The 21,802-nt window shown below is 61.1% G+C and carries 17 protein-coding genes; 1 reads left to right on the top strand and 16 read right to left on the bottom strand.

Features of this window, described 5'->3' with window-relative positions; all coding sequences use genetic code 11:
- Positions 1-542 precede the first annotated feature (542 nt).
- The 14 genes from QMG56_RS18270 to QMG56_RS18205 all read right to left on the bottom strand — a co-directional run bounded on the left by QMG56_RS18270 (position 543) and on the right by QMG56_RS18205 (position 17,823).
- Entirely contained in the window at positions 543-2,495 is a 1,953-nt protein-coding gene (locus QMG56_RS18270; RefSeq protein WP_281823873.1) for a glycoside hydrolase domain-containing protein, read from the bottom strand.
- On the bottom strand, positions 2,492-3,718 hold the full coding sequence (locus tag QMG56_RS18265) for a YdcF family protein (RefSeq protein WP_281823871.1): 1,227 nt from the start codon (positions 3,716-3,718) through the stop codon (positions 2,492-2,494). The genes QMG56_RS18270 and QMG56_RS18265 overlap by 4 nt, the downstream gene beginning before the upstream one ends.
- A 50-nt stretch (positions 3,719-3,768) precedes the next feature.
- Positions 3,769-6,258, bottom strand: a complete 2,490-nt coding sequence (locus QMG56_RS18260) for a TonB-dependent receptor (RefSeq protein WP_375713725.1) — start codon at positions 6,256-6,258, stop codon at positions 3,769-3,771.
- A gap of 127 nt (positions 6,259-6,385) precedes the next feature.
- Entirely contained in the window at positions 6,386-7,195 is an 810-nt protein-coding gene (locus QMG56_RS18255) for a hypothetical protein (protein ID WP_230190214.1), read from the bottom strand.
- A 69-nt stretch (positions 7,196-7,264) separates the two neighbouring features.
- A complete protein-coding gene (locus tag QMG56_RS18250) occupies positions 7,265-8,770 on the bottom strand; it encodes a glycosyltransferase family 39 protein (protein WP_281823870.1) in 1,506 nt (501 codons plus the stop codon).
- On the bottom strand, positions 8,760-9,914 hold the full coding sequence (locus QMG56_RS18245) for a TonB-dependent receptor domain-containing protein (protein ID WP_281823868.1): 1,155 nt from the start codon (positions 9,912-9,914) through the stop codon (positions 8,760-8,762). Before QMG56_RS18245 ends, QMG56_RS18250 begins: the two co-directional genes overlap by 11 nt.
- Positions 9,911-10,999, bottom strand: a complete 1,089-nt coding sequence (locus tag QMG56_RS18240) for an endonuclease/exonuclease/phosphatase family protein (protein WP_281823866.1) — start codon at positions 10,997-10,999, stop codon at positions 9,911-9,913. The genes QMG56_RS18245 and QMG56_RS18240 overlap by 4 nt, the downstream gene beginning before the upstream one ends.
- Positions 11,000-11,117: 118 nt before the next feature.
- On the bottom strand, positions 11,118-12,287 hold the full coding sequence (locus QMG56_RS18235; protein WP_281823864.1) for a glycosyltransferase: 1,170 nt from the start codon (positions 12,285-12,287) through the stop codon (positions 11,118-11,120).
- Between the two features lie 4 nt (positions 12,288-12,291).
- The gene (locus tag QMG56_RS18230) at positions 12,292-12,822 is read right to left on the bottom strand and encodes a DUF2141 domain-containing protein (RefSeq protein ID WP_281823863.1); all 531 of its coding nucleotides are present in this window, start codon (positions 12,820-12,822) and stop codon (positions 12,292-12,294) included.
- Entirely contained in the window at positions 12,819-13,778 is a 960-nt protein-coding gene (locus QMG56_RS18225; protein WP_281823862.1) for a hypothetical protein, read from the bottom strand. The genes QMG56_RS18230 and QMG56_RS18225 overlap by 4 nt, the downstream gene beginning before the upstream one ends.
- Positions 13,775-14,998 (bottom strand): glycosyltransferase, encoded by a 1,224-nt coding sequence (locus QMG56_RS18220; RefSeq protein WP_281823860.1) that lies wholly within the window; start codon positions 14,996-14,998, stop codon positions 13,775-13,777. The genes QMG56_RS18225 and QMG56_RS18220 overlap by 4 nt, the downstream gene beginning before the upstream one ends.
- A 138-nt stretch (positions 14,999-15,136) precedes the next feature.
- Positions 15,137-15,973, bottom strand: coding sequence for an alpha/beta fold hydrolase (locus QMG56_RS18215; protein ID WP_281823858.1), 837 nt, complete (start codon positions 15,971-15,973; stop codon positions 15,137-15,139).
- A 90-nt stretch (positions 15,974-16,063) separates the two neighbouring features.
- Positions 16,064-17,467, bottom strand: coding sequence for a hypothetical protein (locus QMG56_RS18210; RefSeq protein ID WP_281823856.1), 1,404 nt, complete (start codon positions 17,465-17,467; stop codon positions 16,064-16,066).
- 125 nt (positions 17,468-17,592) lie between these two features.
- Positions 17,593-17,823 carry a hypothetical protein gene (locus QMG56_RS18205; RefSeq protein ID WP_281823855.1) on the bottom strand — a complete coding sequence of 77 codons (231 nt, stop codon included), beginning with the start codon at positions 17,821-17,823 and terminating at the stop codon, positions 17,593-17,595.
- A gap of 15 nt (positions 17,824-17,838) precedes the next feature.
- Here QMG56_RS18205 and QMG56_RS18200 point away from each other — a divergent pair, with 15 nt between their 5' ends.
- On the top strand, positions 17,839-19,218 hold the full coding sequence (locus QMG56_RS18200) for an O-antigen ligase (RefSeq protein ID WP_281823853.1): 1,380 nt from the start codon (positions 17,839-17,841) through the stop codon (positions 19,216-19,218).
- A gap of 39 nt (positions 19,219-19,257) precedes the next feature.
- On the opposite strand, the gene QMG56_RS18195 is transcribed toward QMG56_RS18200, so the two are convergent.
- Together QMG56_RS18195 and QMG56_RS18190 are read right to left on the bottom strand one after the other, a co-directional pair.
- The gene (locus tag QMG56_RS18195; RefSeq protein ID WP_281823850.1) at positions 19,258-20,694 is read right to left on the bottom strand and encodes an oligosaccharide flippase family protein; all 1,437 of its coding nucleotides are present in this window, start codon (positions 20,692-20,694) and stop codon (positions 19,258-19,260) included.
- A 33-nt stretch (positions 20,695-20,727) separates the two neighbouring features.
- On the bottom strand, positions 20,728-21,783 hold the full coding sequence (locus QMG56_RS18190; RefSeq protein ID WP_281823848.1) for a glycosyltransferase family 2 protein: 1,056 nt from the start codon (positions 21,781-21,783) through the stop codon (positions 20,728-20,730).
- Between the last annotated feature and the right edge of the window lie 19 nt (positions 21,784-21,802).

Raw genomic sequence — 21,802 nt, 5'->3', positions numbered from 1 at the left:
TGGAGCCACCATGGCACCAAGAGCAGAGCGTTCCCATAACCGCTCCCCTATAATAGCGCGGTTTTATGGGAACGCAACGGGACGCATTCGGACGGAAAAGGGCCGGAACTTCACTAAACCCGCCTATTTTAGCTGTTATTGTGGCGGCATACGGATGCGGCTGGACGCTAGTTAGGCGGACTCCGTCTCCGCCATTTCGCTCCCTGAGTGCGCACTGAGCTTGCGCCGGCTTTTCCCCGCAATGTGTGGCGGAGACGCAACTTCGATTGAATGATACCCATCTGACCTCCGACAACCTCAAGGCATCAGCCGATTCACGTCCGAATGGGAACTGGAAAAGACCATCACCTTGCCCGCGCGCCAGATAACCAACATTGTTTTTGCTGGCTGAACGCTCGATTAAATGTTCGTGTCTTCCGCTGCCACGGGCTTATCAAAGTCCGAATATGACGGGGCGCTCTGCGAAATGGATTCCGGCGCTAAAGGTCTGCCGCCCCATTGTTTTGGGCGTTAAACCATCTGGCCCGCGGCGCACTTCATTATCATCGACCACCTAAAGAACGGAGCGATGACAGGAAGATCGATTGCTGAAAGGCCATATCGGCCAAAGCCCTGCCGTTGATCCGGATGTTTTGCGCAATTGGCGTGGTGATGACGTAACGCGGCTCACCCGGCGTCAAGGGATAAAGGCCAAGCATCGCCCAGATGTACCACGCTGACATTGTGCCGGCGTCGTCATCCATCCCGTCGGCAAAACCCTGCGGCGATAGCGCAAAGCTATGCCCCACCCATGGCTGAGGTCGGACGCCCGAATTGACATAGCGATGGGGTACGGATTGGGTGATGTAGCGGCGCACGATCCGTTCTGTCTCGGCCTTATCGCCGGCCCACGCAAAGAGATAGGGCACATGAATGTCCGGCTGGTTCGTCATGTTAAACAGATTATCAGCGAAAAAGCGCTCCAGCTCGGGCTGGAATTTCGGTCCCAATGTCTGTGCCAGCCACGGCAGGTCGAATACGGGAGCCCAACGATATTGCGCCAAAGTCCCTTGATAAAGCCCTCGCGCCTTAACGATGTCGGCGTCATCGCCAAGGTCGCGGAAGGTTGCGCGCCACATCGAACGATAGCTGAGCGCCTTCGTCCGGAAATCCTGCGCGATGGCAGTTTCACCCAGGTCCGATGCGAGTTCAGCAATGGCCCAGTCGTCATAGGCTGCCTCTATCTGTTCGTCAGGCGTCTTGCGGGCAAGCGTTGCGCTTTCGGTCACCATCCCCGCCAGCGCGGCCTTCGCGTCGAAATCGACGATGCCCTTGCGCCGGAAGTCCAGCAGGGCAATCCCCGCATGTTCGGTACGAACGGTCAGAAACGGCTCAGTCTGCGTGGCCCAGCGTTTCTTGCCGCTTTGATAAAGCCGAACGAGGGAGCGTGCGATCTGTCCGGCGCGCTCCGGATCGATCAGCGCAAGGAGCGGCATCTGCGTGCGATAATTGTCCCACAATGCCCAGCTCGTATAATGCTGATCGCCGCGAGAAAGCTGTTTGACGACGCCGTCGCTGCCGCGAAAACGACCGTCGGGATCGGCGATGGCGACCGGCGACTGCATTACGCGGAACAGCGATGTATAGAACAGCGCCTGCTGCTTCGGCGGGCCGCCAATGGTGACGCGCGACAATTGCCTGTTCCAATCGGCCACCGTCTGGGCGGCGATAGCCTGGAAGGGACGATTGCCTAATTCGCTGTCACGCACGGCTGCTGCGGCAGATGGATCGACCGACGAAAGACCCGTACGCAACTCGACTATGTCGCCGCCGCGCACGTTGAGCATCACGCGCGCATCCGTTGCTGCGTCGCCCTGCCAGACGGCTGCCACGGCTTTGCCATTATGTGTCAGGCGGGTCGCGGAATGGAGGTGATAGGTGCCGACGTCGCATACCGTGCCTGCCGAAAAACTCGCGCGGAGATCGCCGTCCGTTTGCGCCTGCCAGCGGGCCGCGATGCGTTTGGAATAGCCGCGATCGAAAGCTACGACCACGGTGACCTGCCCGGACTTCGGCAAAGTGAAACGCAAGCTGCCTGCACCGCGCGTGGCGGTCATGTCGGCTACGATGCCGGGGCCATAGCGGACGCTGTAGTAGCCCGCATGAGCGTGCTCGCGCCGTTTGTCGATGGGCGCCGAAGGCGCAGGATCGCCGTAGGCCAGCATCACCTTCACATCGCCGCCCGCCCCGCCACAGCCGACACCGACGCCGCGCGTGTGCGAAAATCCGGTCAGTTGCGTGGCGGCATAGTCATAGCCCGCATGATTGGCTGGCGTGGTATCGGGGCCAAGCTGCACCATGCCATAAGGCGCCACCGCCGCCGGGCTGAGCTGTCCGAAATCCGCGAGCGTCCCCACGAAAGGATCGACCATCCGCGCTGGTTCGCGCGCCGGGGCGGCTTGTGCAACGTTGCCGAATACCAACGCGGCCAGCAGGGCAATCACCATCCGGTTCATGGATCGAGCGGATCGGTTGCTTCGACGTGGAAAGCGATTGGGTCAGGTGTAAATGACAGCGTGAACTGATCCGGTCCCGGTGCCAAACGACCGGGCTGAACACCCATTTCCACAAGATTGCGCTGGGCCAGCACATCGCTGCCGATATACTGGATAGTGCGATGATCCGACACGACCAAAGCGGGTCGGTCGGTCGGAAACTTTGTCGCCAGCAAAAGGCGTGCGCAATTGCGCAGGTTGGTGGTGGTGTGCCGCGCATGCGGTTCGATAAGGATGCGGTCGGCGGGCACGCCATATTGCGTAATGAGCAGTCGCTTCATCTCCACCGCTTCGTTGAATGGCGTGCGGTTGGGATGCACATTCCCGCCCGACACGACGATGAAAGGCGCAACGCCCCGTGCGAACATGTCCGCTGCGATCGACAAGCGGATATGTCCCATCACGCCGGTGTGCGATTGCGTGTCCTCCGGCCCATGCCCAAATACCAGCAGCGCGGTATAGGGCTTGGCACGCCAGTTCATCCTGCCAACCGCGCGAACGGCTTGGGCATTTTCTCCGTCCAGCAAAGGCCGGAAATTTCCAGCGTCGATACGCTCGTTCATTTGCAGCAAACCTGCCGCATATCGCAGCGACGGGTCGAAAAACAGGTCGTCGGTTTTTACCTGTGCTGCAGTGGCGACGCCATGTGCGCTTAAGATGTCAGCCATCTGCGGCAGGGCCGTGTTGAATATGATCGAGTCTATGACGGGATAGCGCGGTGCGACCCCCTTGGCATAGACAGCGATAACCCGATTCGTTGCGGCCGCCGTTTCTGCCCAGGCCGTCGCCACAAGGTCGGCGTCGGACAAAGCCGAATATCGCGCGAAGCGACCGGAAGGCCGCATCTGCCGCGCCACCAGCGTTTGCGCCAGCTTTGGATCGCCCATCAACAGTCGCAACCGCGTCTGGACCAAAGCAATGTCCGCGTCGGTCCAGACCCATGCATCGGCCAGACATTGCGGCAACGGCGTGCATGTGCCTTGGGGTATCCGTGCCGCGCGCTGGACCGTCAGCGTTTGAAGGACGCTATCGTTGCGCAATGCCTTTTCCCAGCCATCCGCTGTCCGCATCATGGCGAACAGCGGAAAGACACGGGTCGGCAACGTATCGGCAAAAGGCGATGCGTAGCCCGCAGGTTCCTGCGCCGCCGCCGTTCCCGACGCCAGCGACAGGGCTAGGGCCACGCAGGTTCCCAAGGCAGAGGTACGCATCAGACGCAAATTACCAGCTCCGGCTAAGGATGAAGCCCGAACACCGGGCGACCATAGATCGCATCGCTCGCGCCCTGACCGGCAAGCTGATCGGTGCGCGGATTACCTTCGGTCAATCCCTTCGCGTTGGTCAGGTTGTCGCCGGCGACCTGAAAGCGCCAGTTGCCATAAGTGACCGAAGCACTTGCCCCGACTGTTTGATAGGCGGGCAGCGCCGTCAGATTGAAGAGGTCGACATAACGACGTCCGACCCATTCATAACGACCCGCGATCTCAACTTCGCTCCCGCCGACCGGGAAACGCACGGAAGGGCGCACATTGCCGAAGAATTTTGGTTCACGGATGATCTGGTTGCCGTTCACGGCGCTGGGGTCGGCTCCCGATGAGTTCTGGAGGTTGCGATATTGCGCATCGGAATAGGTGACCGACCCCGCCAGTTCGAACCAGCGAACCGGCGCAATCTTACCGTCGATTTCCACGCCCTTAACAACAGCTTCGCCGATGAAAGGCACGGATTGATCGTTGCGGCCCGTTACCGGATTGAAGGCGATGAACGAAGCGTTGAACGGGTTAAACTTCGTATAAAATCCCGTTACATAGACATAGGCCGGACCGTAGCTTGCCTTGACGCCCATTTCATATTGGCGAGCCTTGGTCTTGATGATGGTAGGCGCAGGCGTGGACACCACGCCCATCTGCGGTGGCACTTCCAGATTGGAGATGCGTCCGTAAGCACCCAGATTGCCATTAAAGTCGTAATTGGCACCAAGCGTCCAGTTGGTCGCAGAAGGCTTTAGAGTGCGCGAAACGATGGCACCCGTGAAGGCGCGGGTATTATTGTCGGCTAATGTGGTGGCGTCGCCCAGATTGGCGGTCCCCGAAAGCAGCGAGTAGCCTTCACAATCATACCATTCCTTGCGGATGCCGCCATCGATCTTCAACCCGTCGGTCACGTCCCAGGTGTCATTGGCGTAGATGGCGATCATCTTTGCGTCGGCTTTGCCCTGATTGAGCGTGGTCGTGTAGCGAAGCACGCCATTTTGCGTGACCGATCCAAGAACAGCACCCGTGCCCGAATAGGCAACGAGATCCAGCGTGCGCGGCCGGTTGCGTACTTCGATCAGCATGTCCTGATAGACCTGAAACAGCGTATTGCCGTAAAATGATCCATATGTGCCGACGCGTAGGTCATGCGTGCCGAAGCCCGTCTCAAACTTGCGGGTAACACTCAGATCGGCTTGTCCTGAATAGAATTTCGATTCTGAAACACGGTACTGGCCGGACATGACCAGCCCGGATGCGGAATAGGGATCGTAAGCCGTCGCGCCGTTCGTGCCGGCGATGGCGTAGCCCAAGCGCGCCACGCTTGTTCCGAACGCTGTCTGAGCTGCGGCCAAATTGCTGGCGATGAAGGCATTGCCGTCGACCGGATTGGTCGTCGAATAGAAAGCGTCGAAGCTGCTCTTGCCCTTCGTGAAACCGCCCTTGGCCGACACGAGCCAGCCATCGAAATCGCCTTCATACTGGAGGCCCGCATTGAAGAAGCGCATGTGGCGACCATCGGCCAGATCGCGGGTCAATCCCTGCGTCACGCCTGCGCCATCGCGATATTTGATGTTGACGTTGCGAAGCGACGGCGAGTTCATGGTGCCGGTGTGATAGTCGATATACTTATCGAGCGAGACCGACGGGTTGCGCGGATCGGCGATGGGGATTGGCAGATAGAACAGGTTGTGATCGTTGGTGTACTGCATCGTCACCTTGACGAAACCGTTGTCCAGATCGTGCTTCAGGTTCGCGCGGATCTGACCGCCTTTGTCGTTGGGGAACCCTGCGTCGCGATACCCGTCATGCTGACGCAGGAAGCCGCCGACTGCGTAATAGGTGTTCTCGCCAAGCGGCCCGGACTGCATCGCGTCCAGCCTGTACAGCCCGGTGTCGCCCAGCGTGATTTGTGCTTTGCCACGTGATTCCGGTCCGCCGGTCACAGTAATGTTGTTGGCGATGGCAGCGGCGCTGCTCGCATAAATGGGTGCGGGGCCACCGCGGACGATTTCAACCCGCTCCGTCATCAGGTCGTAGCGGTTCATGCCATCGCCGGAGTTGAAGAACACGCCGTCAATTTCGTGATACAGCGGCAGGCCGTCCTGCTGGAAAATCAAGTAACCGCGATCGGTGGGAATGCCGCGTACGCGGGTGATGTTCTGCACTTCGCCGCCGGTCGCTTCCACCTGAATACCCGGAACGGTGCCGAGCAGGTCTGCGAAGTTCTTGGGCGCGATCCGCTGGACTTCGTCAACGCTGAGTGAATTGACTGCATAGGATACGTCGAAGCGGCGCTGGGCGCGCGCGCTGCCGGTTACCACGATGTCCAATTGCGGTTCTGCGTCCGCATCCGGCGCGGCCGCTGGCGCGGTTTCCTGAGCGGCAGCCATGCCGGGCATCGATAACGCCAGCGCGCTTAGCGACGTAAGCAGAATGGCAGTATGAGATTTCTTGAATGTGCGTTGCATTGTGCGATTCCCCCGTTGGATGAGGGGCGGATAGGGGCGCTTAGCGACAGACCCGTGACAGTTCGATCATGCGATTGCAGAAAATTCAGGTATTTTCTTGAACGTCGATTGGCTTGGCGACGGACTATCAGCGATCGGGAATAATGCTTGCAACCATTGCGCTGGCTTGCCGATCGATGGACCAGAGACGACCGGCCTGCACCGGATCCCAATCGATTGCCTGCCCCGGTGTAGCTATGCCGATCGTACGGCGCAGTTCTAGCTCCGACCCTGCAGCGGGAAGCGCCAGTTCGTACATTTCCGGGCGGTCATGGCCCGTCGCGTATAGGCGACCGTCGTTGCTCCAGCTTAGCCCCGAGCAACTGAAAGGCGCGAAGCGGGCCAGAACATCGGCGGGGAATGCCCATGCCGCTTCCTGCTGGAATGCGTCATTGAGCCGCGCCAACACTGTATAACGATAATCCCGGCCGGGTTCGCCACCCTTGCCTGCATAATTGGCGTAAACCGCCCACCATTTCCCGTCATGCCGGTCCAGCGCCGTCAATGAACCGGGACCGAAGCCCAGACTGACCGTGCGCCTGTGCTGCATTGTGCGCGTATCGAAAATCTCGACCGCACTGGTTTGCGGTACCTTGGGATAGTTGGATGCAGCGCAGACGAGATCGTCGCCCGCAACGGTGCAACTGTTCATGTGCGGGAACAGGCGTCGTTCGCCTTGCCACTGGGCGATCCGCTTGCCCGTGGCGATGACATATTTGCCGATCCGGTCGTTGTCGATGGCGTAGGCATGGATGCCGTCCGACGCGACCCCCTGATGCGCTTCGACAGCGGATAGGCGGAGCGTGATCGGGGCTGGCGCGGGGGCACTCTCCTGCGCGTGCACCGGAGCCAGAGTGAGGAGCAAGCTAGCGATGGTCGGTAACAGGCGGGGCATCATGACCTCAAAATGCAACAGGGACGGCACTGATAAGACGGGAGTGCTACCTTTACATGGCAACGCGCAAGCTCACTCTTCCGTTTTGGTTGGCCGAAGGAAAACCCGGCTCAGACCGGAAGGCAGAGCGACCGCGCGATAGCGATTGGTCTGTGCCCACTCTACCAGCGGCGCGTCCAGCCCGTGCGGATAGGCTAAGCTGGCCTGCGCTTCGCCACCCACGAGAATGGCGGCGGGCGGCGCGGCATTCAAATCCGCCACCAGCGTAGCCGATGTCGTCGCGTGAAAGGCGCGCGCCTGATCGGCCGTCAGGACATGGCGTGTCCGCATGAGGAAAGGCCCGGTAACGAAGCGACGATCTATTGGAAGACTGGCGTCTACCGCCCGCTCTGGCGACAGCGTGGCGATGGTGCCGGATATGCGGGCAGCAGCGGCTATGTCACTAAGCGCGTGGGCATCGTCGGTGATTGCGAGGACTGGACTGATCTGCCCCCAGATATTGGGGCCGGTCGTGATAACGGACTGCGCAACACCGGCAATAACGCCGACAGCAATCAGCGCGCGACCGAGGAAATGCGCGCGCCAGAAGGAGGCGTCTGTCAGCAAAGCAAAGCGAACGAACAGTGCAGGCAAGAGTGGTCCAAGATATTGGACATAGATAGGGCGCGGGAGCCATGCGGCGAAAAGCCCTGCGACAATCATCATGTCGAGCAGTCGTTCGGTGGCCGTGCGTCGCCGTGTCGCGACCAGCAGCACAGCGACTAGCGCGATGAGCCCGCAGCCTTGCGCCAGATAGCGCAGGAGCCGAGCGAGGCTCAGCGGCCAGTCGAACATGAACGCCTGCCCGTTCAAAGTCCGCCATTCGATGGGCGCCTTCAGGCTGTAATCCATGACCCCGAACCACGCAGCATCGGGTGCCAGAAGCGCCAGCCATAGGGTCGGCAATCCACCCAGCGCGCCCCCCACCGCGAGGGCGCAGACCGCTCTCGCACCAAGGCTCCGCCAATGCAGCATCGCGAACAGGCCGACAGCGGCGGCAGGCAGCCCGTAGCTGATCTTCGCTGACGCTGCCGCGCCCAGCAGCACGCCCGCCAGCACCGCCGTCCAGTGCCTTCGGCTGTTGCCCACGACGTCAAGGAAGGCCGCAAGGCCTGCCGTGGTCAATAGAAGGGGAAGCGCGTCGTTGCGTGCGACGCTGCCGGCGAACAATAGCGCATGGCTGGAAAACAGGGCAATTGCGGCGATCACCGCACCCCGGTCCGATGCCCCCGCGCGCTTTGCCGCCAGCCACACGCAAGCCGTTGCGCCTGTCGCCAGCAGCGCGTTGGTCACCCGCAGCGTGAGGAAGAGCCATCCTTCCGCAAGCCATGCCAACGGCGCGAACAGCAGAGGCTGCAAAGGCGTCTGGAGATAGGCGAAGTCGCGATAGGGCAGGCCATGGCGCATCATCGCCACGGCACCGACATATTGACCTTCGTCATGGTCGACCGGGCCGAACAGGGCAAAAACCAGCATGAGGACGGTGCACAGCAGCACCAGCCCTAACCGCCCTCCGTAACCGGCGAATTTACCAGCCAAACCGCGCGCTCGCCATCACGGTGCGTACCTGATCGGACGCACGGAGCGGGCCGGACAGATCGTCACGCGCAAAGCTTGTGCTCGCCAGACGATCCGGGTCGGTCATATGGAAAGACAGGGTAACGGGTCGACCGCCTATTCCTGCAAGAGCATAATCAATGCCTCCCGCGATCCGCAGCGCCCGGCGCTCGCCAGAAACGAGCGCCGGGGCGCTGTTGCGCGCGAACGATACTGCCGCGCTCCACGGGCCGCTGTGCCATTTGGAGCCGACAGACAGGCTTCGTTCGCGTACCATATCGCCGCCCGATATGTGAACGCGCGCGTCGCCATAACGCACCGACCATGAAAGGCGCGGCGTCAATCTATGTTGCGCTTCCAGCACTGCCCCTTCGATCCGCGCAGACCCGCTGCTGATCGGCAAAACCCCCCGGCCCGCAAAGCTCAACTGATCGTCCAGCCGTCCGCTCATCAGGGCAAGCGACACATCTATGGCGGACGTGGCGGACCAGTCTCCGCGTACCTGCGTCCGGCTCTGCGTCTCCGGCTTCAGCGTCCGGCGGAGTGACAAATAGGCATCGTGCGTCAGACCCATCGGTCCGTTCGTTCCGGTGTCGCCATAAGCCCGCAGCTTTTCGGCGTAGCCGACCGAAAGACGCAGATCGCGGCCTGCCTGTATGGCAAGAGTTGCGCGCGGCAGGAACCAGTCCCGGGTCCGCAAGCGGTCGCTTTCCGGGCCAACGGTGACATTGGCGCTGCGATTGCTGACCTTGATACCGTGCCAGCCGAAGGTCACGATCGCCTGTTCGCCGACGGGCAAGCGATCCTCGATCATGTAACGCGTCATCCGACTGCGCGAGAGCGCGTGGGGGGCGAGCGAGGCTGCGCGGCTATCCTCAAAGAAGCGCTGCGTAGTCCGCTGTACCCCGATCAGGATGTCCTGATCGCGGTCATCGGCGTTCACCGTATCGATCGTATCCATGCGCGCGCGAAAGGCGGGGGAGGCGCTGAGCGGGCGCGATCGCGGGGACAGACCGGGATGGCGTTGCAGCGAGAAGCGAATGCCGTCTTCCAGTGGAAGGGATTGCGCCTGCGCGGACTGCGTGGCCCATGCTAGCAGCGCAAACAACGCGTAGCCCCGTTTCACAGCGTTTCTCCCGCCTCGGTTCGTTGGGCAAGATGGGTGCGGCTGGGCGGTGCGTAGTCGATGACATAGCCGAAATGATCGGAAAGGGGCGCGCCCGTTGGTTCCGAGCCGAAGGGAACGCGTGCCGCCACGACCTGCAATGGCTGCTGCCGTGCATCACGGGCGAACATCCAGTCCTTTGCCCTGCCGCTGGAATAGGCCAGGTCGTGCCGCATCGCCGGATCGGCACAGGCGGATTGCGCAAGCGCGCGGCGCGCGCTCCCCAGGTTCGGCGTAATGAAGGGCATTCCCGCGCGCGCAAAGCGAGCAAAGAAGGCCTCCGCCCTGCGTGCGTCTTTGCCAATATTCATGTCGCCGCCCAGGATCATCGGTTGTGTTGCGGGAACATGGGACGCAACGAACTGCGTCATCAAATCGACTTGCCGGGAAAAGGCGCGGTAGGTTCGCTCGACCGACACACCGGCGGCCGTACGTGCATTCAGGTGCGTGTTGACGATGCTGACAGGCAGGTCGAAGCCCGGCACCTTCAGATGCGCGATCAGCACGCCTTTGTTGGCCAGACAATCAAACCCTGCGCAGGCGAAATCGGGAAAAGCCATGCGATCGACCCGCGCGATGGGATAGTCCGACAGGATTTGCAGGCCGCTGCCCAGTTGCTTGCCGATCCCCTCGCCGCGATCCCAGCGCCCCTGCGCGAGATAGCTTCTGTCTGCCTGATCGCCCGCCGCGCGGGATAGCTGGATCGCGTCCGGTCCCTGCGCCACATGCACATAGCCTGCGCGCGCCGCGATCCGCATGGCTTCGGGCGTGAAGGCCTCCTGCAACAGAATGACATGCGGTTGGCGCCCGGTTTTACGCAACATAGCCAACCGGTTGGCGATGGCGTCCAGCGCCTCCTCCCGTCCCATCGTGACAGGCCAGGGCAGCCCCTTGACGTTGTAGGTCATCACCGACAGGCGGCCGTCCGCCGGGATCGATTGCGCATTTTCCCTTTGCGCGGCGGCATGTATGCCACCTTGCGTCGATCCCGCTGCAGCAAGCGAAGCAAGCCCGGCGAAAAGCAATGCGCGAATTGGTCGGTACATGATGACGGCCCCCCGTTTGTCGCGAGCATAAGGGAGCAATGAGTCGTCAGCGTTTCGGTTATGCTTCAGTGCAGTTAAACTTTCGCTGCATAGGCGTCATCGAACCGACGCCACTCTGTCATGCTGCCAAGGCCTGACCGTGCAGGGCATATAGTGCGAACAGGTCCGCGAAGTGCGCGTCCATCGTCCGCGTACCGGCGGCGGCGGCACGCGCGGTGGCAAGATGCGATGCCGGTCCATCGGTTACGAACCGGTTGAGCCGGTCGACCAGACTCAAGCCATCCGCCGCAGCATAATGATAGCCTGCGCCCGGCACCAGATGATCGGCTGCTGCGCCGCTATCGGGCAAGAACATGGGAATGCCGCTGGCGCGCGCTTCCGCCGCGATCATGCAGAATGTTTCGGACTCGCTGCCATGGACAAGGGCATCCGCACTGGCGAGGACATTGGCGAAGGCAGCCCGGTCGGTGATGGGCGCGATCAGGCGAACATGGGGATTGCCTGCCGCAGCGCGTTGCACGCTGGCCCGCGCCCGACCGTCGCCTGCAATTACCAGTCCTACCGGTCGGGCAAAGCCGCTGGCTGTGGCCGCGTCGATGATCATTGGCCACCGCTTTTCCGGGGCATGACGTCCTGCACCCAGCAACAGTACCCCTTCCTCAGGCAATCCGCAGGACGCCAGCAGGCTCCGGCGCAATTCGGGATCGCGATGGGCCGGGGAAAATATCCCCGGCTGCACGCCCATATGATTGGTCACGACATGGCGCAGTCCGCCCGCGATCAGCCGCGCGGCAAGATCGTCGCTGGCGCACACGATATGGTCGAACCGTGCATCCATCCGCCGCAAATGTCGCCAGAACCAGTCGAAACCGCGGTCGATCACCGGGCGCGGAGCCAGCGCGCGAAACCAGCGATAGGCGTAATTCCCCAGTGGATCGGCATGCATGATGAGACTGCGCGGCGCAGATCCGCGCCAGTTGGCGACCATCGAGGCGCTGGCCCAAGGCGTAGACGCCTCGACCAGATCGGGGCGTAGCGCGTCGAGCTTGGCGTGCAGCGCTGGCTCGTCGTGGAAGTAATGGTAACGGCCATCCAACGGAAACCGGCGTGCGCGTACAAACTCGATCCGGGCGTGGTCGTTGATGATTTCCACGCCCGCTTCGGCTGCTGGCGCGAGAATGATGATCTCGTGATGTTCCTTCGGACCTGCCAGCATCTTATGCCGGACGTAGGTCTTTACCCCGCCGCCCCGGTCGGAATAGAAAGCGCAGACGTCGACGATGCGCATGCCGCTACAGCCCCTTCGTTGTCGGGCCGAAGGACATCAGACCCCGGCGATAGTTCATTACGATCCGCTCGCGCGTCAGGCTGCCGCCTGCGACGATCGATGCCTTCATGGCCTTGGGCTTGCTCAGGCCCAGCTTCGGATTGCCGCCGAAGCCGACGCCGTCGACCGAGAGGCCGAATTTGCGATTGCCGTCGCGGTCATGAAGAACGGTCACGGCATAGCGTCCCGGGCCGGGCAAGCGGACGCAAAGCGTTACGGGATTGGTGCTGGGCACAGGCACTTCGACCCGGCGAAAGGTCTTGCCCTGCGCGATCAGGATATTGTCGTCCTGAAGGAAATCGGTGTCGTTCGCGGGATAGACTTCGAGCTTCAGCTTACCCTTGCGATCCTTCAGGCCGACGATGTCGATCAGGAAGGCCGGTCCGCTTTCGTTGGCGCGGCATTGCGCTTCCGCCTTGCCCAGATTGGGCGTCGATGGAATGCCGACAACGGACAACAGCGCCAGCGCGGAGGAAAGAAGGAGTGGCGAGATCATGCGGCAATCCTCCGCCGGATGACGCCGCTAGCGCCCAGCAGCAGGCCTACCAGCAAATGGGTTGCCAACAGCAGGCTGGCGAGCAGCGCGAGTATCTCGGCGATCTCTCCTTCGCGACCGACGAGGAACGTCGCCACCCCGGCGAACAGCACGTCCTTGTTGGGGACCAGAGGAAGGCGCGACAGTACGAGGCGCACCGTGGAAAGCATCACCCACCAGCTAATGGCGACATCGGGCAGCATCAGGTGCCAGAGCAGCGCATAGAGAAGCAGATTGGCGACGATCCGGGCGAAATGCACTGCGGCGACCAACCGCTGCTTCGCCGCCGGTAGACTGAAGATGCGGCGACCCAGCAGCATCGGCACCAGCGACGTCAGAACGAGGATACCAAGCGAAATGCCGAGTGTGCGGCCATCGATGGCCAGTTGCAGCGAGGACAAGAGCGGGAAGGTCAAGAACAGCATCGCCAGTGTCACGACATTACCCATCACGCCGGACAGGATCGCGGAGTCCTTGACGGCACCGAAAGGCGATCCGTCCATCCGCACATGCCGACGCGCCCATGCGTAGAAATAGACGTCCCCTACATAGCCCAGCAGCAACTCATTACTGAGCCGCTTGCGGAAAAGTGCGGCAAGTCCACCCGCCGGGATCGACCACAGTCGATTGAAAATGAACCAGTCGAACAGCGGCGTCAGGCTATATGTCAGCGCGAAAACCGCCCAGAACGTGAATGTGCGCGGGACCAGTCCAAGCAGCATCGGGAAGTCCACGCTGCCCAGTTGCACGAACACCGCCGCAAGCAGGGCGAGCGAGATGAGCGGGCCAAACCAGGCTGTCCAGTTTCGGCCGGACTTCATCAGTGGGGTCGTGACATACAAATCCCGGATGGTCGTTCCATCCATCAGCGGTGCTGCCTCTATCCGGCGTGTTGCGGCGATATCGGCAGTGCTCATGCGGGCCTCGTGGTCGCTGGAACAAATAGGGGCGTGTGGCGCGGTTTACCTATGGGCATCTGGCGCTCGGCGATGACGGCGGCAAAGAGTGCGGCATAGGCAGGTACGGCTGCCTCTATCGTGCAGTCTCGAACCTTGCGCATGGCGGTCTGGCGGTCCGGCGTGCCGGGGCTGACCGTCTCGATGGCTGCAGCAAAGGCTGCTTCGTCGCCGCAATCCACAAGGCTGCCCAACGCGCCCTGTTCGAGCAGGTCGGATATGCTTGCGCAGCATCGCGTAGCGATGATCCCCAGACCAGCCGACAGCGCTTCGATCACGGCTCCGGGCAAGCCTTCATAAGACGAGGATAGCAGCAACACGTCAAACGCCCGCAATTGCGTACGGACGTCGCAGCAATGCCCCGGCATTGCCACTCGATCGCTTATGCCAAGGGATGTCGCCAGCGCGGCCAGCGCAGCGCGTTCACGCCCTTCGCCGAAAATGGTCAGGCTATCGCCATCGCGTGCGCCCTTGGCGAAGGCGCGCAGCATGGCCGGATAATTCTTCTGCCGCTCCAGCCGTCCGACAGCGACGAAGCGTCTGCCAGAAACCTCTAAGCGGTGCCGGGAGCGTTCGGAAGGAGGCTCCATGCTGTCCAGCACCGGATTGGGTACGACATGGACGCGATGCGAAGGGACATGCAGGAAAGCCATCGCTTCCTCGGCCATCGGGCGCGACAGCACGGCGAAATGATCGATGGTTCGTCCCTGAATTCGTAGCCAGAGGCGATAGAGCGGACGGACCGCACGGGGCAAATCGCGCCTCTGAAGGTCGTTGCTGATCTTGGCGACGATTGGCGGACAGGCATTGCCCAGTAGGAGCTTCAACAGGACGGCAACAACCGTATAGGCATTGCCCGGACAGAATAGCAGCGCGGGCGGGGCACGCCGTATCTGCCGCCAGAGCGACACCGAAATGCGCACAATAGGGAGGCGCGTTCCAACGACCGGCCAAGGCTTTGCGATACGGCAATGCCCGGATGGGGACTGCATCGGCCCAGTCGCTGCGCCGACTATGACCGCGATGTCGATCCCCGCCGACCGCAAGCCATCGACCAGACGTAGGGCAATGCGTTCTACGCCGCCGGGCCCGAAACCCTTGAGGTACAACAACACGCGCGTTTCCGCGCCGTCCGATGCCTCCGCGATATCGGGGCCGACCGATGCAACTGTGCGCGCCATGGCGATCGCCAATGGGCGCAGAATGTAACATCCTGATGCCAGTTCAGTGACGGGTTCGTGACGGTCGCGTATTTACCGCTCGGAGCGATATGCTTGAACCAGGCAGCGGCGGCGGGTTGGCCGCTGCCTGGTTCATGTTTAGCCGCGTATAAACGCCAGCAGGTCCGGGTTGATGACGTCGGCCTGCGTGGTCAACATACCGTGCGAAAAGCCTTCGTAAATTTTCAACGTGCCGTTCGCGAGCAGTTCGATCTGGCGCAGCGCCGCTTCGGCATAGGGAACGATCTGGTCGTCATCGCCCTGCATTACGAGTGTCGGGACGGTAATTGCCTTCAGGTCTGCAGTCTGATCGGTTTCGGAAAAAGCCTTGATGCCTTCACAATGCGCCAGCGCACTCCCCATCATCCCCTGACGCCACCAATTGCGGATAACGCCTTCCGATGGAGTTTCGTGCGGACGGTTGAATCCGTAGAACGGACCGGACGCGACATCGAGGAAAAAGCCGGCACGGTTGTCGGCAAGCGCTTTGCGAAAGCCATCGAACACGGCGATCGGGATGCCGCCGGGATTTGCCTCTGTCTGCACCATCAATGGCGGCACAGCGCTGACCAATACAGCCTTGGCCACGCGCCCCTGCGGCTCTCCGAACTTGGCCACATAACGCGCGACTTCGCCACCGCCTGTCGAATGGCCGATGTGCACCGTGTTACGCAGGTCCAGATGCTCCACGACCGCCGCAGCATCTGCCGCGTAATGATCCATATCATGGCCCGTATCTACCTGCGACGAGCGTCCATGACCGCGGCGATCATGCGCCACGACGCGGTGGCCGTTCGCCAGAAAGAACAGCATCTGCGCGTCCCAGTCGTCAGAGGACAAAGGCCAGCCATGATGGAACATGACCGGCTGGGCATCTTTTGGCCCCCAGTCCTTGAAGAAAATTTCTACGCCGTCGGTGGTGGTGACATAGGCCATGATCATGCTCCGTCGTTAGTGGTTACATCTTATCATGCAGTTCGTGTCATGGATATTACCTGCCCTGTCCTCGAATGAAGGGCAGCGTAGCTACTTGGGCTTTCTACTTGCCGCGTTCAAATCGGCTTCGGTCACAACGTCGATCCGGTCGCGGTTCTGATCGAGCCAGTCGAGCAGCGCAGGCAAGTTATCGAGCGTATTGTGGAATGTGTATATCGCGACACCGTTCGTCGCGATGGCCTGTTCGGCATGTTGCGTCAGCCGCGCAAAGTTGGCGGTGGGGACATCGCCCGCGAGCGATTTGACCAGATACGGGTCGATGAACGGATAATTTTCGCCGTACAATATCGGATAGTCCGGCGCATCGACGCCGCGCGCCGTGAAGTAGGCACGGGTTGCACGCTGGTTGCGCGCGAACATCGGGAATACATCCAGTTGCGCCTGATTGACCTGGCTGAAATAGGAACCGAAGCCGGGTTCGCCCAGATCGTCGTCCTTTGCAAATTGCACCTGCTTGCGCATGTCGGCGTCACGTTGCGCGGGCGTCATCAAGACATAGGGCGCAATTTCTTCAGTGGAGTAAGCTTGCTGCATCCATTGCCATCCGGCCTTGCGTAGCTGCTTCAGTTGCGAAAGGTCGAGATGGCCGGGCGTGCCCAGTGTATTCTGCAGCGCGCCCAGATTGTACATGCCGCGAAACCCTTTGGCTTCGAACAGCGGCAAGGCATTGGTTACGACGCTGGCATAGCCGTCGTCGAAACTGATCATCGCCTTGGCCTTGTCGAGCGCCGAGGGCTGGAAATAGGGGTTGCCCAGTTCGATGACCATCGGCTCCGCGCCGCCACGCACGATCAGGCGCACGAAGGCGATATGCGCCAGATCTGCGCCGGTGCCGACCTTGTAGAGATCGTTCGCGCTGACGCCGAAATTCTGCCAGCGACCGGGCGCGGCGTTCTTCGCCTGCGATGTCAGGACGCTGCGTAGCGCGCTGGGGCCGTCCCGTACTGCGTCCATTTCATGATAATTGCCCGTGGGCGAGGCAGGGGTACCTGCGGAATGGAACTGCAGCGACCAGCGCAGCGCATGTTCGACATATGAGATTGGCCGGAACGGGAGGATGACGAAACCGCGGCGTATATCGACGGGGGTGGCCAGAACCTCCTTTGGCGCAATGGTGTAAACCGTTGCCCCTCGTGTCGTGAGCCGCACCGCTGATCGCTTGCCTGCTTTCCCGGACACATCGGTCACTGCAGCGTCGGGCACCAGCAGGGCAGAGCGGGACGCGAAGGTGCCAAGCGGCTGGGGGCGTGGGATCGCGACCGGCGCAAGGTCGGATGGCGGCGGTGCCCCGTCGCCGATGATGTCGCTGGCCTCTTCCGGCGGCGACCCCGAAAAGCCGATGGGTGTCGTTGCCAGACCGAGGGACAGCAGCGCGATGCCCGCAGCGGCGGCCAGACCGATCAGCGCCACTTTGCGCACCTGCTTTTTTCGCATTTCATGGTCCATGTCATCATAGGGCGGGCGTAAATAAGTCGATACGTAAAAACTGGTTTCGGGATATGCCGCGTTCGTTGGCGCAGGGTACGACAGTATCTCCACTTTGGACAGGTCGAAGCGCGCTATGCTTTGGTGAGGTGCGCCAGCCGGAGCAAATAAGTCGACACGTGAAAATGTTCGGCGATCAGTTTACCGCATTTTGACGCCAGCCATTTGTGCATTGGGCGATTGCTGCTAAGTCGCGCATATGACGCCGAGATATCGGTGGCCCTTTGCACAGAAGAGATGGCCGCCAGACCATTTATCAGACCGCCCTGGCGGGGAGTTTCGATCCTGCCCTGCTTGCGCTCCATGATGAAGACCGCGCAATGTTGGTGATCATCAGACGCAGGCATCGGTGGCGCCGGTCGCCGCTGTTCAACAACATCATGATCACGGCGTTGCTGAGTGCCATCGTCATTCAGTCGGCGATGATATTCGACCTGTTCTGGCCTGCGGCAACCTATGTCGGCTATTGGATACAGGCGGCGGTTTTCCTCTTCTATCTGATACTGCCGCTGTCACGTATTCGTCCATCGGTTGTGGGTTCAGCGATAATAATACTGATATTCCTGATAGTGGAACATATCCGATTTTGCGTAATGGCGGATGAGTCCTATAACTTTAATTCTCTGTTATTCTATCTACCGTTCCTGAGTTTTCTACCGCTGTATAAAAGTGGTGTCTCAATCAACACGATTTCGAAGATCCTGTTCTGGATATGCGTGATCTATATATTTACCTATGTTGTGGGTTATGACCGCATCCTGAGTGGATCGCTTGGCGATAACCGGGCGATCAAGGACGGAGATTTCGCTCGTGGCGCGCGGCTGTACCTGGCCACGGTGTTCGTGGCTTTCGTCGCGTTTTACAGCGTCACGAACAAATCGATACCAATCGTGGTACGCGCGATCATCTTCGTCGTCGCCTTTTATGCTCTCGTGCTGAGCGGATCGCGCACATACGGCGTCATATTCATGCTGGTGCTGGTCCTGTCGTCGATCAGGCTGTTCGGCATGGCGACCCGCGTGCTGCTGTTTTCCATCGTCATGATTATTTGCGGATTGGTGATGCTGGGTCTGCTCGTCCCCGGCTGGAACCCGTTTGCGCAGATGTCGTCGGACGGGTCGGGTTTTGCCCGGTCGCTGGAATATGAAGTGGCGATGCGAGTCATCAAGGACCATTGGTTTCTGGGCGTCGGCATCGCCAATAATTTCGATGCGCAGCAGATATTCTTCAAAACCCGCGAGTATCTGCCGCTCTATCCCTCCGATCTGGGGATATTGGGCCCGCTGATCCTGTTCGGCATTCCCGGCCTGCTGGTGTTCATCGCGGCAACCTATCTGTGCATGGTCCCGTCGCTTGGGCGGCATGACGGGTCGGGCTTCCGAGGGGTGCAGTTGACGGCGTTCACCTGCGCGGCGTTCGGGGTCATCAGCCCTTCGCTGTTACTGGAGCCCAATGCGGTGTTCCTGATGATGCTGATCGTGGCGCGGTTGAGAGACGGGCCGCTGTTCCGGGTATTCCAGTTCGAGAAATTATGGTTCGAAGCTGTCTCCACCGATCAGGGAACAGTCATGCAGCGCGTGATGGCGGTTGTCAGCATCCGGCATCGCCGCATTTATGGCGCGGATCACTACACCCCACTGACCATGACCGATCCAGATACAGATACAGATAGCGACCGAGATCAGAGTCCGAAGACATAGGCTTGCCTCCTCGTCATTGCGGCACGGCCCCTATGCCCGTCAGGACGCGGCAGGTGTCTTGGGCCGTCTGCGCAGTTCAGTGAGCATCGGGTGTCGCAGCACCAGAAGACCGCCGCCCCATAAGCCGATGCCTACGCCGATGGCCGCGCCAAGATATAAAGGCGGTATGTCGGCGGAAAAGCCATAAGCGATGCTCAGCGCGCCGGCAGGGCCGCAGGCGAGCAGCGTCAGCAGCAAGCTACGCCCATAAATGCCGTGAAAGTCGGCAAGCTGCGTATCGGTCATGCGGTTGAGATGCGGGCGATAGAGGATGAGCGCGAAGATCGCGTCGATTACTCGCGCCGCTGCTGCTGCCTCTATGCTGATCATGCAGCCTATTGCGAACGCGCCCAGCGCCACGCCGCTGCGGATGAACTCAATGCGCGTCTGGGTGCGCAACTGGCCGGTCGCGGCAAACAGCTCCCACGTCATGGTGATCGCAACCTGTATCGCCGAGCCCAGCATGATAAGCGCCAGCGGCACCGCTGCGCCGACCCAGCGTTCGCCGTACACCGTGAAGATGAACGGCTTGGCGATGACGGCAAAGCCGATGAACAGCGGCCACAATAGCGCCGTGACGATCTCCACCGTCTGCAGATAGCGGCTGCGCAGCGACGTGCCGCTGCGGTAGAGAACGGCGTAATCCACCAGCATCACGCGGCCGATGAGCAGATGCACGTTGGTCCAGATCATGCCGTTGAGGCTACTTGCGCGGCTGTAGAGACCCAGCGCCGACAGCCCCAAAGTGCGGGCCAATATGATGTCGGACAATCGGGTCGACAGCGAATTGATCCCCGACACGGCCAGCATCTGCAACCCGAAATCGCCGATCCGCCGCCACGCACGAAAGCCGATGCGGAAGCTGACATGGTGAAAGCCCACGATGGTCATCAGCACGGCATTGACGCCGCCGTTCACCCATTGCGCATAGGGGACGCTCATATAGCTGTAGCCGAGCAGCACGAAGACGATGGTCGCGATGGTGCCGCAAACGGTGGCCGCTGTGCCGACCAGCGCGATTTCCTTGAATTGGCCATGCCGTTCCAGCGTGGCGGCGGGCAGGAAGATGAAAATCTGAAACAGCGGTGTGATCGCCAGCAACGACAAGGCGCGCTGCACCCCCGGATCGCCCAGATACGCACCGCCGAAAGTCGCGATGGCGCCGATGACCCCCGCAAGCGCCAGCGATATGAGCGCGTTGATGGTGAACGCCGTCGTCGAGATTTCCGGGGTCAGCACTTCCTCGCGCACGATCAGCGCCTGCAGTCCCAGATGCTGGACCAGCGCCAACACCGCAACGAGCGCCAGCGCGACGGCATAGATGCCTGCGTCATGCAGGGAGAGATAGCGCGCGAGGACGATGGTCGAGGCGAATTGCAGGACCAGCGACAAGACCTGCGCGCCCCCCATCCACATCAGCGATTTCTTGATCGACATAAACCTCGGCAGCGTTGACGGAAAAAGGGAACGTTACTTGGACGGCATGGAAAGGCCGAAGGCGGCGCGCAGCATGATACGGCCACGCGGCCCGCGACCGGCGCGCATTTCCTTCAGCACGGTTCTGAAAAGCAGCGGATAGGCAGTCAGCAACGTTAGTGGACGATGCAAACGCAGGAAACGAAACTTGCTGCGCGTCATCCAATATGTCGATCCGAGCGACGGGATGTCATGGTCGCTGGATCCGGTGGAACTGCCGACCTGATGATAGACACGCGCATCCGGGCAGAAACCGAGGCGATATTGGCCGTGCGTCCGCATCCGCATGGCCCAGTCGATTTCCTCCCAATAGAGGAAATAGCCTTCGTTCATGTAGCCGACCTTATCGATCACTGCGCGACGGACGAAGGCGGCGGCACCGTTTACATAGCTGAGTTGCGCTTCCACATTGGCAGCATCGACCGGCGCATCCGCTGCCAGACCTTCGCCGATCTGGATACTGCGCCCGCGCCAGGGCATGAAATGCCCGCCGCCCAGCGTCTGCACCCGGCTGTTTTCAGACGCATAGAGCACCTTCGCGCCGCAGATGCCGACATCCGGGCGCTGCGTCATCAGTGTGACCAGATGCGACAGCGACGCGGGATCGACTTGCGTATCGTTGTTGAGGACCCAGACATGTTCGATGCGCGGGTCTTGCAGGGCAATGCGGATGCCGACATTGTTGCCGAACGCATAGCCGCCGTTGCGGCCCGTAGGGACGATGGTGAGCCGCTGGCCTGACGCGGCATTCTCGTATGAGGGCGTCTGGTGCAGCGCGAAGGGTGCAAAGCCGCGTGCCTGCCGTTCCGCATTGATGCCGGGCAAGGCCTCCGCCGCGTCGCTCAGGATGCGCTCCAGTGAGCCGTCGCCCGACGCATTGTCGCACACCACTACGTCGATATTGCCATGGTCAAGGCGCATGACGCTGCGCAGGCAGGCCATGGTTTCGACCGGGCGGCACCAGTTGAGGATGACGACCGCTACGCGCGGTTCCGCCATGGCGGGCTGCCCTGCCGTGACGGCGGTCGTTGGCCCATCGGGCAGCACCATAGTCTTGCTCCACTTCCTG

It is taken from the genome of Sphingobium sp. BS19 (genome assembly GCF_027925545.1).
Taxonomy (GTDB): domain Bacteria; phylum Pseudomonadota; class Alphaproteobacteria; order Sphingomonadales; family Sphingomonadaceae; genus Sphingobium.
The sequence above is the reverse complement of the archived record's forward strand: the minus strand, read 5'-3'. Positions and strand labels throughout refer to the sequence as shown.

What these genes read in the sequence shown, in the direction of transcription:
- QMG56_RS18270 (WP_281823873.1), bottom strand. Translation starts at nt 2,495, where the DNA reads ATGAACCGGATGGTGATTGCCCTGCTGGCCGCGTTGGTATTCGGCAAC.
- QMG56_RS18260 (WP_375713725.1), bottom strand. Translation starts at nt 6,258, where the DNA reads ATGCAACGCACATTCAAGAAATCTCATACTGCCATTCTGCTTACGTCG.
- QMG56_RS18255 (WP_230190214.1), bottom strand. Translation starts at nt 7,195, where the DNA reads ATGATGCCCCGCCTGTTACCGACCATCGCTAGCTTGCTCCTCACTCTG.
- QMG56_RS18240 (WP_281823866.1), bottom strand. Translation starts at nt 10,999, where the DNA reads ATGTACCGACCAATTCGCGCATTGCTTTTCGCCGGGCTTGCTTCGCTT.
- QMG56_RS18235 (WP_281823864.1), bottom strand. Translation starts at nt 12,287, where the DNA reads ATGCGCATCGTCGACGTCTGCGCTTTCTATTCCGACCGGGGCGGCGGG.
- QMG56_RS18230 (WP_281823863.1), bottom strand. Translation starts at nt 12,822, where the DNA reads ATGATCTCGCCACTCCTTCTTTCCTCCGCGCTGGCGCTGTTGTCCGTT.
- QMG56_RS18225 (WP_281823862.1), bottom strand. Translation starts at nt 13,778, where the DNA reads ATGAGCACTGCCGATATCGCCGCAACACGCCGGATAGAGGCAGCACCG.
- QMG56_RS18220 (WP_281823860.1), bottom strand. Translation starts at nt 14,998, where the DNA reads ATGGCGCGCACAGTTGCATCGGTCGGCCCCGATATCGCGGAGGCATCG.
- QMG56_RS18215 (WP_281823858.1), bottom strand. Translation starts at nt 15,973, where the DNA reads ATGGCCTATGTCACCACCACCGACGGCGTAGAAATTTTCTTCAAGGAC.
- QMG56_RS18210 (WP_281823856.1), bottom strand. Translation starts at nt 17,467, where the DNA reads ATGCGAAAAAAGCAGGTGCGCAAAGTGGCGCTGATCGGTCTGGCCGCC.
- QMG56_RS18205 (WP_281823855.1), bottom strand. Translation starts at nt 17,823, where the DNA reads ATGGAGCGCAAGCAGGGCAGGATCGAAACTCCCCGCCAGGGCGGTCTG.
- QMG56_RS18200 (WP_281823853.1), top strand. Translation starts at nt 17,839, where the DNA reads ATGTTGGTGATCATCAGACGCAGGCATCGGTGGCGCCGGTCGCCGCTG.
- QMG56_RS18195 (WP_281823850.1), bottom strand. Translation starts at nt 20,694, where the DNA reads ATGTCGATCAAGAAATCGCTGATGTGGATGGGGGGCGCGCAGGTCTTG.
- QMG56_RS18190 (WP_281823848.1), bottom strand. Translation starts at nt 21,783, where the DNA reads ATGGTGCTGCCCGATGGGCCAACGACCGCCGTCACGGCAGGGCAGCCC.